The 14633-nt window shown below is 60.5% G+C and carries 13 protein-coding genes; 4 read left to right on the top strand and 9 right to left on the bottom strand.

Annotated elements, in window-relative coordinates:
• The first annotated feature begins 920 nt into the window (after positions 1–920).
• Entirely contained in the window at positions 921–1934 is a 1014-nt protein-coding gene (locus HV711_RS30540) for a ParM/StbA family protein (RefSeq protein WP_035478400.1), read from the top strand.
• A 140-nt stretch (positions 1935–2074) separates the two neighbouring features.
• On the opposite strand, the gene HV711_RS30535 is transcribed toward HV711_RS30540, so the two are convergent.
• A complete protein-coding gene (locus tag HV711_RS30535) occupies positions 2075–2284 on the bottom strand; it encodes a hypothetical protein (RefSeq protein ID WP_175145528.1) in 210 nt (69 codons plus the stop codon).
• A gap of 409 nt (positions 2285–2693) precedes the next feature.
• On the opposite strand from HV711_RS30535, the gene HV711_RS33860 reads away from it, so the two are divergent.
• The gene (locus HV711_RS33860; protein ID WP_035478397.1) at positions 2694–5936 is read left to right on the top strand and encodes a conjugal transfer protein TraG N-terminal domain-containing protein; all 3243 of its coding nucleotides are present in this window, start codon (positions 2694–2696) and stop codon (positions 5934–5936) included.
• Between the two features lie 130 nt (positions 5937–6066).
• Here HV711_RS33860 and HV711_RS30525 read toward each other — a convergent pair whose 3' ends face one another.
• The 8 genes from HV711_RS30525 to HV711_RS30490 form a co-directional block, all read right to left on the bottom strand.
• Positions 6067–6276: a hypothetical protein gene (locus HV711_RS30525; protein WP_035478395.1), complete on the bottom strand. Its 210-nt coding sequence runs from the start codon at positions 6274–6276 to the stop codon at positions 6067–6069.
• 271 nt (positions 6277–6547) lie between these two features.
• The gene (locus HV711_RS30520) at positions 6548–7396 is read right to left on the bottom strand and encodes an ArdC family protein (protein WP_035478394.1); all 849 of its coding nucleotides are present in this window, start codon (positions 7394–7396) and stop codon (positions 6548–6550) included.
• A gap of 144 nt (positions 7397–7540) precedes the next feature.
• Entirely contained in the window at positions 7541–8548 is a 1008-nt protein-coding gene (locus tag HV711_RS30515) for an AAA family ATPase (RefSeq protein ID WP_175145526.1), read from the bottom strand.
• A gap of 85 nt (positions 8549–8633) precedes the next feature.
• A complete protein-coding gene (locus tag HV711_RS30510; RefSeq protein WP_035478392.1) occupies positions 8634–9587 on the bottom strand; it encodes a YqaJ viral recombinase family protein in 954 nt (317 codons plus the stop codon).
• 164 nt (positions 9588–9751) lie between these two features.
• Positions 9752–10108 carry a hypothetical protein gene (locus HV711_RS30505; protein ID WP_051223958.1) on the bottom strand — a complete coding sequence of 119 codons (357 nt, stop codon included), beginning with the start codon at positions 10106–10108 and terminating at the stop codon, positions 9752–9754.
• A 317-nt stretch (positions 10109–10425) separates the two neighbouring features.
• Positions 10426–11793, bottom strand: a complete 1368-nt coding sequence (gene ltrA, locus HV711_RS30500) for a group II intron reverse transcriptase/maturase (protein WP_035478390.1) — start codon at positions 11791–11793, stop codon at positions 10426–10428.
• Positions 11794–12249: 456 nt separating this feature from the next.
• The gene (locus tag HV711_RS30495) at positions 12250–12525 is read right to left on the bottom strand and encodes a hypothetical protein (RefSeq protein WP_028197168.1); all 276 of its coding nucleotides are present in this window, start codon (positions 12523–12525) and stop codon (positions 12250–12252) included.
• A 318-nt stretch (positions 12526–12843) separates the two neighbouring features.
• On the bottom strand, positions 12844–13122 hold the full coding sequence (locus HV711_RS30490; protein ID WP_035478382.1) for a hypothetical protein: 279 nt from the start codon (positions 13120–13122) through the stop codon (positions 12844–12846).
• Between the two features lie 156 nt (positions 13123–13278).
• On the opposite strand from HV711_RS30490, the gene HV711_RS30485 reads away from it, so the two are divergent.
• Both HV711_RS30485 and HV711_RS30480 read left to right on the top strand, forming a co-directional pair.
• A complete protein-coding gene (locus HV711_RS30485; protein ID WP_035478381.1) occupies positions 13279–13965 on the top strand; it encodes a hypothetical protein in 687 nt (228 codons plus the stop codon).
• A gap of 188 nt (positions 13966–14153) precedes the next feature.
• A complete protein-coding gene (locus HV711_RS30480) occupies positions 14154–14546 on the top strand; it encodes a hypothetical protein (RefSeq protein ID WP_035478380.1) in 393 nt (130 codons plus the stop codon).
• Positions 14547–14633 lie beyond the last annotated feature (87 nt).

The following is a 14633-nucleotide window of genomic DNA, read 5'->3' as shown; positions in this document are numbered from 1 at the left end:
TTGCCCTCCAGTCCGCCGACGCAACATCCGCATTTTTTAAGAATCCCGACGCTCCCCTCGCTCCAGTCCCGATGCGTGCAGCGCAAACTGCCAAGCACTCCCCCTGTGCGGGCACGCCCTGTTCAGGGCGGAGCTTATCGAGGTCGCGCAGCGGAGGCGTCTACCCTTTCGGTACGGCAGCGGGATCGAACAGGACCATGGTCCCCTCTGGCATCCACCTGGATCGAGCCGATAGCCTCCGGCCCGCTCGTCGGTTGGCACCCGACGGCGGCTGGCTGGCTGGCTGGCTGGCTGGCTGGCTGGCTGGCTGGCAACAGGCTATCCCCGCCTTTCCGTCGCAAAGAGTCGTGCGGCCCCCATCACCGGGAGAAAGCGGGCAATCCTCGCTTTGCCCACAAACAGTTGCGTGTGGCGCGCTCATAGCCGGAAACAGGTCCAGCCTCAGCCTATCCTGGTGGCAAACCGGCAACATCCTCGCCCTGTGCGTGGCGCGCAGCGCAAGCAGAAAAAGGCAACAACCGTCCAGTTATTATGTTTAAGGCGCTTTCGGCTTCCGGACCGACAGTTATCTTCGCCGCCCCCTTCCAGAGTGGCTACAAAACCCGTTGCGTGGCCACCTGCGGCCACGGGCGAATGGCGCCTGCCACCCCCGGTTCGAACCCGTCGCGCGCCGACCTCAGACGCAACCCGCGACTCGCTTCTTCGCTTTCTCCGCGCCAGACGGGATGATCCAAAGTGTGTGACACAACACATTATCGGTATCGAAATCTGCTGTTACACACAACAACCATCGAAGTGCATGACCTCACATTCCAATATGTCACACAACAAAATCATGTTTTGGTATTTTAAACCTGTGGTAGATTATTTACGCGCAACGGTGGTACTCCACTCCTACAAACTCACGGGATCAGAACAACATGAAGGTATCCGTCGGCATGGACATCGGCCACTCGGCCCCCAAGCTCGTGTGGGCAAGCACGCTTGAGCCGCGTCAGCATCAGCAGGATTTTTTCCCCACAGTCGTTTGTCCGGCCATCACACTCTCGGATGAAGGTACGCGTCGACGCGCCGCACGTGAGACCGTTACGTTGAACGGGCGAGATTTTTTCTACGGCGAAACCGCCGTCAAGCAGGGTCGTGCACAGTCGTACTCGGGCCAGGAAAAGGACTGGATCTTCACGGACACTCACGATGTCCTTGTGATCGGCGCCTTCAGGCGTACCGTGGAGGCTGTTGAGACCGTGACCGGCTACGCGCCGAACCATTACGAATTGATCGTCGGACTCCCGCAAGCGTGGTATGAAACCCAGCGCCGCGAATTGAAAATGCGCGTCACGCAGCTCGTTGAGCCACTGTTGCGAGTGGGGCAAACCGTCAACGTCCGAGCCCAGTCGCAGCCGAACGGCCCCTTGCAGGAAATGATTTTCCTGGCCGATGGCAGTATCAGTGCAGCGCACGATTTCGACCGTGAGCGCTGGGGTGTCATCGAGATCGGTCAACAGACGAGCGACTTCATTCTGACCGACGGCGCCGATTTCATCGAGTCGGCGTCGGGGTCCTGCGTCGGTTTCGCTGCTGTCTACGAGCGCATGACGGCGATCCTCCAAAGCAAAAACCTTCCGTTCGATCTCGGATCAGTGGATCGCGCGATCCGTGAAGGGGAACTGACCGTCTACGGCAAGAAAGTCAACCTCAGCGCGGAACTCGAGGAAGCGAGCGCGCAGTTGCTCTATATCGTGCGTGACGAGGCCCAGCGGCGCTTCGGCGAAGCGGCCTCCTCGCTCAACGGGGTGATCGTCGCCGGAGGTGGTGCACCGGTTCTTTTCGATGGCCTGCTCGAGGTATTTCCTCATGCCCTCATGTCACCCGCGCCGCGCTTCTCGGTTGCAGAAGGCTTCTGCAGGTACGGCCTGTCGAGGTTCAACCCCTAATCAGAGGCCTCACCTCCATGACCAAGCCACGGCCAAAATGGCAAACAACGCTCCTCATCGGCCTGCGCGTGCATTTCAAGTCATACCCGGATGTCCACACATTCCTTCATACGATCAAGGATGGGGACGTCGGCGCCGTGCTACGCGATATCGTTCGCGCCCACATCCAACAGACGGGCCACCGTGCTGGTGACCCGAACTACCAGAAGGAGGTCGCCATGCTGGGTATGAGCAATCTTCTGGATGACACGATCGCGGCGGCCAAAACGAGTGACAGCACTCCTCGGCCCGCCACTGCGCGCACCGACAAAATCCAGACGCGGGTCGCGGCGCAGGCTGTCGAGACGCAATCAGCCACTCCGCCTGCGCCAGTACCAGTGCCAGCGGCGAGCTCTCACCGGGGTTTTGCCGGCGCGCCGGCGGGACCAGACCTGACTGGCGTGCAAGAGCCTCCTACGCCTCCGATCGAGGAGCCAGCTGCGGCTCCAGCAGGCAAACCGCCAGGCATTCTCAGTCGCTTCGATGACGATTGAGCTGGCGCGCCCAGGACACGAACACCCGGACAAGTGCGAACGATTTCAGCTGCCGCTTCGGAGGTTCGTGCTCCAGACCGGCGCAGAGGACGACCCACACCCTGCTACTGATACGGATGCCGATCGATACCTCCTGTGCATATCGCGCGAAATCTCCGCAGGAATTATCTGATACGGCACTTTCCCACTACATTCGCCTCTGGGAAATTGGGCAAGGAGAGTCCGTATGCGCAGGAAATCAACCGCTTTCGCCACGCTGGCAGGCTTCGTGGCCCTCTTGAACTGCGGCACCGCTTTCGCGCAGAACGCGAGCTCGACATTCCCTGTCTTCTGGGTCGCAGGAGATCCACAGCAGGTGGCCAATGCCTTTCAGGGACTGGCAGCCTTCTTTGGTAACGGCAATAGCAGCTCGGCCGTGATGACTGGCGGCTTGCTCGCGGGTAGTCTTGCCGGACTCATCGTTGCGCTCTTCAGCTCCGCGACACGCCAGCAGTTCATGCTCGGCCCATGGTTTGTCAGTACAGTCGTGACGATGGCGATGTTCAGCAGCCAGACGACGATCACCGTCAAGCCGTTTTTCAGCGACAACGGCACCACCGTCACGCCGCAGACCATCGTGGTGAACCACGTGCCGATCGGCGTGGCCTACCCCGCCGGCATCGCAAGCCAGATGACGAAAGCCGTATCCGACGTTTATCTGCAGTGGTTTACCGAACCCGGCGATGGTGGCGTCAGCGTACAGGGCACCGCAGGCCTGCTCTCCCCACTCAAAATGCTGCTCAAGTTGCAGGAGGTCTACGACTGCTCGCAAAGCAACACAACTATTTGCAACAACCTCGTCGCGTACATGAAGTATTGCCCCGTCCAGACCCTCGCGAGTCAGTCGATGCAGTCGAACACCGGCATCAGCGACGTGCTCAACAACAGCCCAGGCGGCACACCGAACGGCCAGCTTCAGGGCACGACCCAGTTCTACCAGGTCACCACCGATTCGTCGGGGAACCAGACCATCACGTCCACGGCTGTGCCATGCAGTCAGGCCGGACCGCAGATCTACCAGGCTATGGCCACCTACATCGACAGCGATTCATTCACGAGCGACGTGCTCGCCAGATCGTCATCCGCAGAACCGGATGGCCCATCGACGGTCGCCGCGGCCAACACGATGCTTAATACGCTGAGCCAGAATATTGCCACTACGGCACAGAGTGCGAACGCCACGATGACCGGCAATGGCCAACAGCGTGACGCCACGATGATGAATCTGGTCTTCAGCCCCATCTTCCGGGCCGCGCAGCAGGCCTCGCTCGATCAGAGCCAGGCGGCATACACCTTTACGACACTCATGGGTAATGCCCGCAACAAGGCGATGATCGACACGGCAGGCGAGGCATCGCTCTTCGAGTCGTTCATGACCAATGCCATGAACGCCTTTTCGTTCCTGTTTGTAGCGCTCACGCCGATCGTCGTCATCGTCGCCATAACAATGGGTGTCGGCGGCTTCAAGATCTACGCGGCGTGGTTCCTGATGGGCATCTGGAGCCAGGGATGGCTCCCGGTTGCTACTGTGCTTTCCTATTACGTGCAGACGTCGTTCTGGTCACGCCTGCTTGCGTTTGCATCGAGTCCGACCATGTCGCCTGCCAGTATCGACAACTTCTACACTCAGGTGAGCAGCACCATTTATGCCGGATCAACCATGATTGGGGCGACTCCAATCATCACGCTCTCCCTCCTGACCGGGTCGGTATACACCCTGACGTCCCTGGCGGGCCGCGCGACAGGCACCGGTCGCGACTACATGGATACCGACCGCAACGACGGTAATGCGTACAACCTCGCCAACGCAGACGCTGCCCGGCAGCAAGTTACGTCCCAAGGGTTGGAGTTCGCTAACCAGAACGGTGCGGGCGTACAGGCGATGACCTCGGCCTTCGCTCACGGTGCGACCGCCAATTCCGGTGCAATTGTCCGCGGCGACGTGGCTACCGCCGCCACGATCGAGTTTGGTCAGGGGCTAAGCAACACCTTCCGGGCAGGGCAGAGCGCGCAATTGTCGGCAGAGACTGCGCACCAGAGGGTGCAGTCTCTCACCGACCAGTTGCAGCAACTTACCTCGCAACGACACTCCACGGGACTAGACGTCACGGCCGGTGGAGACCATACGCACGCCACCGCGGCGGGGCAAGACAATACGACCACTCAGGACAAAAAACTCGTCACCGCCCAACAGGAACAAACGGATCACGGCAATCGGGCCACCGGAAGCATCGGAGGAAGCATACCCGGAACAAAGATAGGCGGTAACTTGCAGGCAAGCTCGGGCCAAAGTACTACCAAAGCCCAGACTGGGACCGATACGACAGGGCAAGCTAATCAGAACAAGGTATCGAACGACGACCGATACACGAACACCGACGGTGTTCGCGTCACCAACAGTGACTCCCTCGACAATCAGATCAGCCACACGCGCGCTGCGCTTGCGCAGGCGCAGCACGCCGAAAAGGAAGTGCTTCAACGTAACCAGCAATTCGCACATGACGCCCAGAGTGCGATGCAGTCTGGTGCCAAGACTTCGGTCAACGTGGCCGATCTCGCCACCATGGCGTACCAGACCAGCGACCCGGCGCGCATCGGTGATGCCGTCCGCAGTGCGGTGTACAGCGACGCTGTACAAACGGCGCAGGGTCTGGCTCGCAGCGGGCAGATCGCTGACAACGCCGAGAGCATCGTCAACAAGGCGCAGGAGATTACGAACCAAACCCTCGCTGGAGCTGATTTCTCGAAAGCCAATAATCTTTCGGCGATGCTCTCGCGCGGAGTTCTCAGCAATGATGGCGGGGTGCATACCGCCGCACAGGCCGGTGTTGCGGCCCTCGCGAGTCAGGCCGGAAGAAGCGGTCTCGCGGAAAGCATTCTCGAGAAATCCAGTCTCGACCGGTTCATTAGCCAGACCGAGACCTCCCCGACAAACGCTGCGCTGGCCAGCGTGGCAAGTGGCGCAAGCCGCCTCGATGCGTCGCCGCTCAACCCGGCGAGCGGTCCGCTCGGAGCGCCGAGTGCATTGCATAGCGGTGGTGGATCGGGTTGGATGGGGGGCGGCAGTGGCTTCGGTGGCGGCTTCGGCGGCAGCGGCGGTGCAACCTCGCCGGGAACAGTCCCGTCGCTAACGCAGAACGTCGATGGCGCTGCGAACCGCCTAAATCTGCCCGCAGGCGCTCGCGAACGGGCTCTTGCCGAAGCTGGACGAATTGAGCACGGACAGAATCAGGACCGAGCAGGTCTCGACAAGCGCACGCACGACACAGAGCACTATGATCCCAGGAGCGACGTCACGCTGCTCGATCCCGGACCTGTGCAGTCTCCCGGGGACGGCCTTCCGCCGCCTCCTCAGTCACCCGCAGGTCATGCCACGCGTGATGCGTCGAATCTTTATGATCGACCACTCCATCCGCCGCGCAAAAGCTGATTCACGAAATAGCGAGGGCGCATTGCCCATGCCTTGACGAAGCCCGCAGAAAGCAAAAACCACCCGAGGGTGGTTTTTTTCGTCAAGTCCGCTTCTATGAGAAGGCGCCAGACTTTGCGCCAAGTACGTTTCACATCAAACGGTAATCATCGCTGGTGTTGAGATTGCCGCTTTTTGAAATGAAGCCTGGAGCGACGAACTCGCTGTGTCGACTCGCCTCGGTCTCGAGATCGTCGTCCTCGCCACCCGACGACAATTCGACAGGCAGCTCTTGACCTTTACGCGTCATCAGCCGGTAGACGATGTATGCAATTGCCAGAATAAGAAGAAACGCACCCATTTTTCACCCCGTCTTCGCTTTGTCGTTTCGAAATCACGATTCCATTCTAATCGCTAGTTGCTCGATAGCAAGGGCCTCGGGAGCAAGGCTCACTGGAATCTGCAAAACGGCGCTCATCCTCTTCAAGGGGAGACCTGAAGAAGGCATAACCTCGTTGTGCACGACGAAAAGAAAACGCCCCGCAGGCCAAAAGGCATGCGGGGCGTGTAGGTTGGGGTTAAGGCGCTACGCGACTGATTTCCTGTGTTCAGAAGCAAGCTGAAAACTGGCGCTAGGCACTCATCGCTGCGGCACGTCGTTGCACCACACCTTGATGTGTCACGATTCCGAGGATTCTGTCGAACGCCTCCTCTGCAGCACGCGCGTCACCGGTCACGGGAACGCTGTCCGGCATCGCCGAATGGCCAGTCGGTTGCGACAACCTGCCCCAGTTTCTGATCACCGACGCGCATATACCGCACAGCTTCTTCAGATCGGTCGCCGGCGCTGCCAGCGACTCAACCGCCTCTGCCGGATAAACGCCCTCGATCGACGCAGGATCCAATCCAAGCAGCATCCGCACGACATCATGCGTAAACCGGCCGATAAACGCTCTTTCACCCGGCAAGACCGATACACCATCACTTTCGTGCTGCAGCAATACGTCCGTCACAAGCCTTGGGATGTCATCAGGACGGCCTGCGCCGGGAAACATCACCGGGATACAGGCCGGTTCACGCGCACTCGTCTGGGCGAGGTTGTACAAGCTCACCGGCAGAGTCACACCGGCATTCCGAGCGTGGACATCCACCTCCCTCATCTGCCCCGCTACTTCCCGTTCGGCCACGCTCATCCTGCCGAAGGGAAGAAAACGAATTGCAGTGCATTCCTGCTGTTTCGCGGTCACAGGCTCACCGTGGCGCACAAACATCTGATACGTGCCCCAGACGTTGGACTCGGAGCGCAGCGCTTCCTGCTGCATCCACAGGAGCGGGATATTGGTGCCCTCGTAGGGTTTTCCGTCTGATACGCGTACAGGCAAACCACCGAGACCGGACCACGGATGAGCGCGCTGGATGCGTCCAAGCATCCACTCTCGCGACCGTTGCACCAGTTCCGCGATGTCGTTGCTAACTGCCATGGCTACCTCCTACGTTAGTTGAGTTGAAACCGTCCTGCGGATGCTTTCAGCTCCGCGTTGGATTTCATTGCGCAAGACATGCCAGACGAAAAAAAACCCGCGCATTCGAGATGAACGGGTAGTGGCGTTAAGCTGGGTAGACTGTCAGCTCGTCCGCTTCAGGACGCCCTCCACAACGCCCTCGATCGCAGCCCGGTCCGCGCGGCCAACGCGAAAGAGAAAGGAAGACTTGAGGGTGGCCAGCAGATTCTCCCGCTGGCCGTCGAGCACCGTAGAGAAGCTCTGCAGCAACGTGCCCCACGCCACAACGATCCGCGTCGAAAGCACCGCAGACAGGTCGCCCGATTCATAGGATTTGCGCAGCGTTTCTGCCAGCTCCACCATGAGCTTGACCACCGACGGATGTAGTCTGGGTGCCTCGGCAACGAGGATGCACGTCTCCTCCTCCTTCGACAGATACCCGACCTCAATGCCACCCCGGAAGCGGTCAAGCAGTGCATCATTCATCCGCTGGATGCCACGGTAACTACTTGCATTTTCGCCGTCGAGCGCGTTGCCAGTTGCCGCTACCCGAAAGTCCGAATGGGGCAACACACGCTCGCCTGTCTCGGGGATGAGGAACGAGCCACCATCGAGTATCGTGTTCATGCCGCCAACCTGACCAGGGTCGAGAAAATTGATCTCGTCGAGCAGCAGGATCGCCCCTTCCTTCATCGCGCGGATTGCTGGCCCATCAACCCAACCCGTACTGCCATCGGGATTGATCGACACCCTCCCGACGATCTCCTGCAGCTCCAGCGACTTCGAACATGCCACGCGGATGACACCCCAACCCAGCCGCGCGGCGAACTGCTCGATGAAGCTGGTTTTGCCTGCCCCGGTTGGGCCAGTCAGCATCAGGTTATCGAACAACCCGCTGATCCATGCCTGCCCGATCTTCACGTGTTCCTTGCGAAACAGGAAATTGGGATTGATGGGCGGGGTATCCGGTCCGCCGACGCGAAGCGGAAAGCGCGCAAATTCGCGCGTCTTCGGCGGCACTTCGAAACCAAAGAGTTCATCGGCAAAGCCATGGGACGACCCGATGGCGTTTGCGGCCGCATCTGCCAACTCCGCAGGTTGCGACGTAGCGCCAGTGTCGGAGTAGCTCACAGCGGTCTCCCGATGGTCGACGAAATCAGACGCCGCCGACTGTCGCGACCTGGGAATATTTCGTGAAGTTGCGTCAGCATACGGTTCACCACCCCAGTTGCAGCGAGGTGGCGGAATTTTCGGGCTCTGGCGCCGGTACTGGCAGATCCGCCAGCGGCACGCCCTGCGCATCAAGTTGCGCGAGTACCGCCAACGCGTCGCTACTGCGCTTCACGACGAGCGACTGCAGATCCTGGGCGTAAGCGCCCGGGCCAGTGGTGCGATTTGCCCGGTACACCGTGACGCCACCGGCCGTTATCGGGTCGACTCCGGCCGGATACAGCGCCGCAAGACGGGCCCTTGCCCCCTCAAGGGCTTCGGTCGCGCGCTCGAGCTGGCGATGTGCAAGCAGCCACTGGTGCGCCGCCTGCTCGAAACGGCTGCCTGCCGGCGGCACATTGTCGACGACGGCTTCCCGAAAGCGCCGCGCGCGCTCGAGGAGATCGTGTTGCACCTCCTCATCCGGACTGATCTCCAACATGACTTCTTCAACCATCGCCCGACCCTCGGTACGACAGGCGAAGAAGAAGGCTCTCTGCACCTGCCGGTCGGCACACAGCAACTGCCACTGAATGCGTGTCGCAAAACGATCCGGAACGCGGCCTTCCCGCACCAGCTGATGCTCGCCCTCATCGAGCGACGTGAGTACGCAGAGGCTGTCCATCGCATCGGTGAGCCCGTCGAGCGTGGCACCCGCCCAGCGGTGTTCCGTCGACACGATGCACGCGGGCCGCACGACCAGACCACGTGCCGCACCAAAGCGCTCTCGTAGCTGTTCCTGGCGGCCGACACGTGCCTGGATCGCATTGTCGTCTGCCGGCTGGCGTGGCGTGATTCGCCCCGTTAACTCCTGCCACAGCCGCTGAATGTTGGTCCCGCGCGAATGACCCGCGATGATCACCGCGGCGGTCTCCGTGATACGTGGCCCATCCAGCAAATCGTGTCCCGAACGCCATGCGTGCCACGCGGGCGTAAACAGTTCTATCTGGACAATGTTCATGGTCAAAGTACAGTGAGGAAATGAGGCAACTGCTGCCGCAAAGGGTAAGGCAAAGCGGTCGAGTTAAATAATGCCGGGGCGCTGGTCGTTGATCGGCGCCCGCCTCAAAAAAGAAAAAAGCCACTCCGAAGAGTGGCCTGTGGATTGATGGTCGACGACGTCAGTCAGCCGACCTGCAAATGCAGTTTTCCGTCGTCGCCGACGTAGAGATCGCACCCGCCCACCGCATGCGCGGCTTCCGTGAGCCTCTCTCCCAATTCTCCCAGCCGGCGATCCCAGAAACCGGCGCCATGTCGGTTTCGTGTGAGCCAGAAGTCGTGCCCTGCACCCGCCTCCCCCACGACGGCCAGATCTGCCGCGTTCTCCTGCCAGAAGCGTTCACAGTCCTCGCTCATACGCTGTTTCGCCTCGGGGCTGAGGTCGTCGGCTGAATACCGGTTATCCATTGCCTCCAGTCCATCCAGCGATGTGCTCCAAAGTGCTGCCGCGATGTACGCTTTCACCATCAGTTCAAGGTTCATGGATCACCCCTTCAAACTGCGACAGCTATCGTCGCGCGCGGTCCGGCCGCACGGGCATGATCGTATCGGGTGAAACATTCTCTGTTGCGATTTTGCTGCATGGTTATCTCCAGAAATGGCGCCCCTGGCGCCGGTAAAGGGCGAAGCACCGGGAGATGGCCGTGCAAAATTAACTGTGACCGGCGAGGCGATACCCTTTGGCGGGCGTCGGACCACGCTGAGACAGAAATCGGGATAGGGGCAGGCCTCACGGCCCGACCCCTCCCACACCACCGTGCGTACGGGTCCGTACACGGCGGTTCGGATCGGTTGACCGGCTAGACATTCAACGATGGAAGACCGAGAGATCGCAGAAACCGATTGGTCAGCGCCCGTTGCATCGCAGGGCTGTTACTCAGCCGCCAGGCGTTGTGCGGGGACCCAGCCGTCTGGGCGGCAAGATTCCGATCGACTCCGCGCGCCAGCAACTCCCGGAAGCGGGTGCTCCCGCGTCGCCACTGCTTCCAGAAGAAGCAGCGGATCCGGCGGCGCACCCATTCATCCAGACGCTGAAGGACACTCGGCGTTTCGCAGAATCCGAAGTAGCCGCGCCATCCAGTCAGATAACGGTTCAGCGCGCCGATCATCTGGTCGACGCTGACCCCTCGCGTGCGTTGGGTCAATTCTCGGATCCGCTCCTTGAAACGGGTCTGGGCCGTGGACGCAATGCGCCGTTTGGCCTGTACCTGCCCCGAGAAGGTGAACCCAAGGAATTTGCGTGTGTGTGGCCGCGCGACCGCACTCTTCGACTCATTGACCTTCAGCTTCAACCTGCCGGTGAGGAAGGCTTTCAGCCCCGCCATCACCCGCTGGCCTGCGCGTTCGCTGCGTACGTAGACATTACAGTCGTCGGCGTACCTCACGAAGCGCAGTCCGCGTCGCTCAAGCTCCCGGTCAAGATCATCGAGCATCAGATTGGATAACAACGGTGACAGCGGGCCGCCCTGGGGCGTCCCTTCGTCCGTTGCGCCAACCAGCCCGTTTTCCAGCACGCCCGCCGTCAGGAAGGAGCGGATCAGCTTCAGGACTCGCCTGTCGCTGACACGCTTTGCCACCCGGCTCATCAGGATATCGTGGCTCACGCGATCGAAGAATTTCTCGAGGTCCAAATCTACAACCCATCGATACCCCGACTGGATGTAGCTTTGCGCCTTTGCCACGGCCTGATGCGCCGAGCGTCCCGGACGGAAACCATAACTGGAATCCGAGAACGTCGGGTCCCACCGCTTTTGCAGCACCTGCAATACCGCCTGCTGAATGAATCGATCAAGCGCGCACGGGATGCCGAGCTTGCGCACGCCACCTCCATCCGGCTTGGGTATCTCGACCCGTCTGACAGGTTGTGGCTTGTACGTGCCTTCCAGCATCATGGACCGTATCGTCGGCCAGTGCTCACGCAGGTACACCGGTAATGCCTGAACCGTCATGCCGTCCACGCCCGGTGCGCCTTTGTTTGCTCTCACACGTTTCAACGCCTGCTTCAGGTTCTCCCGTTCGCAGACTTCCTCCATCAGTCGGTCACTAGCCGACGGGCTTTCAGACTCGGGGTTCGCCGCCATAGGTTCAGCCCCTCGATCGCCAGTCCTCGGGGCTTCACCCCTACCTCCGGCATCAAGGACGCGATGCGTTTTCTGCTGCGTTCCCATGTCGAGTTCTCCGGCTTACTTGCCGCTCCTCTCCGTTTGGGCCTTCGGGCGTCGCCGCCCTACTATGCCCGCTGCTGACTCCTGCACGGTGGTCAACGTCCCTTGCGGTCCGTTCAGTCCTGATTCCAGGACGCCGCGCAGGCCTCCCGAGGTAAGCTCAACCGCCTTCACCACACACCTGCCAGATCTACCACCCCGGTCCTTGATGGTTGTGGACTTCACGATCATTGGCTCGCTCGTCCGGCCGGGTAGGCCTCATATCTGGTTTCTGTTCGTCAGGTCGTGGCTTTGCTACGCGCTTCCTTCAGACCCCGCCTCGCGACGACGCCCTTGCGTTTCGCTAGTCCTTCACCACCATCAGGCTGGACAGGGGACTTGCACCCCCTAGCTGTTGCGCATGCTCGGCGCACCAAAAAAATGCCGCCCCAAAGTTGGAGCGGCAGGCAGCAGAGCAGATCAGTGAACGGTGACACGCTCCCCCGCGTCAGGAAAGTCGTTCAGGTGATGCTCCTCGATGTGCTGCAGAACGGTGTCAGGATGGAACACCGCGGTGAATGTGCCGCACCCATCGAGAATGAGGTGCAGGCTCTCGCCCTGGGCGTCACCGAACCGGAAAAGGCTGGTGTCGCTGGCAAGGCGGATGGGGGGGTTAAGCTGTGAAACGAGTTGGTCGGGCAGTAGCGATTGGGCTACCTTGAGAAGGTCAAAGTCGAGGCGTGAACGAGCCGCCATGAAGGGTTCTCCTGGAATATCTGGGGATCGGGGGCGTGGTGCCAGGAGATTTCCCGCCAAAAATTATTCGCCGCCGGCGGGCAAGAAAAAACCCCGCGCCAGTCTGAAGGACAAGCAACGGGGTGGTGGGTTGGCAACAATCCGGCTAGCACAGGATGTGCCGCGGCCGAAGTGCGGTGATTTCGCTGGGGCCTTTGCGGGAAACCGCACCGAGGCTGGCGTGCCAGGGACGAGAAACCTGCCTGGCTTCCTTCTGGGCAATCCGGCAAAGGTGGAGGACAACGCGGACCGTGCGTATATCGATGGTTCGGGTCTGCATCACGCGCCCTCCTCTTCCTCACGCGCACCGCGCATGCCGTCGAGAACACCGGCGCACATCATCACGACAATGCCGAACCACACCGCCCAACGCACCAGTACGGGCAGCAACACCTCCAGACCTCGCAATTCCCACGCGATCACGCCGAACACGGCAATGAGCAGAAACGTCCTGATCGATATTCCCGCGTTAGCGATCATCGTGGCCGGGAACCCAACCATGAAAACGCCAGCGGCCCAGAGCAGCGCAAACAGCGGCGGGGTGTAGACAGCAGACATGGAATTCTCCTGGTAAAGCCCGTGCCAGCGGGCGAATGTCATGGCCTCCGACATGCGTGGGAAAAAACAATGTCGGCGACATTTTTTTCTGCGCGCCATTTCGCATACCAGGATCTCCCAGCCCTACTGGTGGGCATTCATCCAAGGAGCTAAAAAGTGAAGCTGATGACCTACAACCCTGTCGCAGGTATGCTCGTCCCCGTTGGGAACCAGGTGGTCGACCGCGCCCTCAAGGCTGCCCAGCAGCAGGTCGGTGACGCCGCCTGGAAGGGCGGGTTTTCGGACACGCGCGCAGACGGTCCGACCGCAGTTGCCCGCCTCGCCCTCGAAGGGATCTGCAAGCAGGAAGGCATTACCGGCCGCGTCACCGCCGTAAAGCTCGCCGTGACGCGTGACGGTCGCGGGAACGAGTACCAGAAAGTGCGCGTGCGTTTCGAAGGTGTCACGGAAGGTGACGACGGTGTCATGCTGTCGCTCGACATGCAGTCGGAACTCGCTCAGCGTCTTGCGCACAAGCTTCTTGGTGTGCAGCCGGGCGAAGTGGTCATGTTCCTGCCCTTCTCCCAGCTGGTGAAGCGCGGCGAACGGTTCTTCGCGAACCAGGCACTGAGCCTGCGCAACGCCCAGGGCAAGGAAGTCAAGGCACCCGAATCACTCTGGACGGAAGCGCAGGCACAGGCGGACGCAGCAGCGGCTACCCTCAGCGCTGCCGGCATCACCGATCGTGCTTCGCTGAACAAGGTGAAAGCGAACAAGAAGATCGAGTTCCATCACGCGCTTTACCGTGACCGGATCGCGCCCAAGTTCGAAAATGTGCGTTCGGCAGAGCCGCTTGCTGCCTGAACACGACATCACACCAACCCACACGCCGCATCCCATGGATGCGGCGTTTTTTTGCGGGCAGCAGGAGACACCTTATCCAGGTTGAGCACCCATGTCCAAAAAAGCGGTTGTTGGTTTCTGAACCGCTTTTCAGGCAATGGCTTGCGCGGTACTCTTCGTAGACCTACTGACTTCTTCACGCATGAACCATGTCCACCGTGCCCTCTACCCGTGCCGCCCAACGCTTTTACTTTGCTGGCGACCACGCGATCGACCGGCTCGGGCTGCGCACAGCCCTCACCGCCGACCTGCTGCTCGATCTGTTGCACGCTGGCCGCTCGGTCTGGCTCACCAATGCAAGCCGAAATAACAAACGTCGCGGGCACATTCTGGTGTATTCAGACGTCGACCGTGCGTGGTTTGTAGTCGTCGTCGCCATCGACGATCCCCAGCGCGGCGGAGCGATTATCACCGTCCTCGATCAAGCACACTTCGAGGCGGATCTTGGTCAACCGATCGAACCTGCCTGTCTCTACCGCGCTATGGTGCCAGTCGTTCCGGCAGAGGTCGCGCGAGCCTGTGTTACGTCCCGGTCTATTTGAGGATCGGCGGGGGATGTTTGTATCGCGAACGTCGGGAACGAATTTTTGAACTTCACCGCAAAGAGCGCGGGATACAGCGGACGTAAA

The organism is Paraburkholderia phenoliruptrix, assembly GCF_902859825.1.
GTDB lineage: Bacteria > Pseudomonadota > Gammaproteobacteria > Burkholderiales > Burkholderiaceae > Paraburkholderia > Paraburkholderia phenoliruptrix.
This window is presented reverse-complemented; position numbering and strand designations above follow the sequence as displayed.

What these genes read in the sequence shown, in the direction of transcription:
- ltrA (WP_035478390.1), bottom strand. Translation starts at nt 11,793, where the DNA reads ATGGGAACGCAGCAGAAAACGCATCGCGTCCTTGATGCCGGAGGTAGG.
- HV711_RS30520 (WP_035478394.1), bottom strand. Translation starts at nt 7,396, where the DNA reads ATGGCAGTTAGCAACGACATCGCGGAACTGGTGCAACGGTCGCGAGAG.
- HV711_RS30505 (WP_051223958.1), bottom strand. Translation starts at nt 10,108, where the DNA reads ATGAACCTTGAACTGATGGTGAAAGCGTACATCGCGGCAGCACTTTGG.
- HV711_RS30495 (WP_028197168.1), bottom strand. Translation starts at nt 12,525, where the DNA reads ATGGCGGCTCGTTCACGCCTCGACTTTGACCTTCTCAAGGTAGCCCAA.
- HV711_RS30490 (WP_035478382.1), bottom strand. Translation starts at nt 13,122, where the DNA reads ATGTCTGCTGTCTACACCCCGCCGCTGTTTGCGCTGCTCTGGGCCGCT.
- HV711_RS30540 (WP_035478400.1), top strand. Translation starts at nt 921, where the DNA reads ATGAAGGTATCCGTCGGCATGGACATCGGCCACTCGGCCCCCAAGCTC.
- HV711_RS30480 (WP_035478380.1), top strand. Translation starts at nt 14,154, where the DNA reads ATGTCCACCGTGCCCTCTACCCGTGCCGCCCAACGCTTTTACTTTGCT.
- HV711_RS33860 (WP_035478397.1), top strand. Translation starts at nt 2,694, where the DNA reads ATGCGCAGGAAATCAACCGCTTTCGCCACGCTGGCAGGCTTCGTGGCC.
- HV711_RS30525 (WP_035478395.1), bottom strand. Translation starts at nt 6,276, where the DNA reads ATGGGTGCGTTTCTTCTTATTCTGGCAATTGCATACATCGTCTACCGG.
- HV711_RS30510 (WP_035478392.1), bottom strand. Translation starts at nt 9,587, where the DNA reads ATGAACATTGTCCAGATAGAACTGTTTACGCCCGCGTGGCACGCATGG.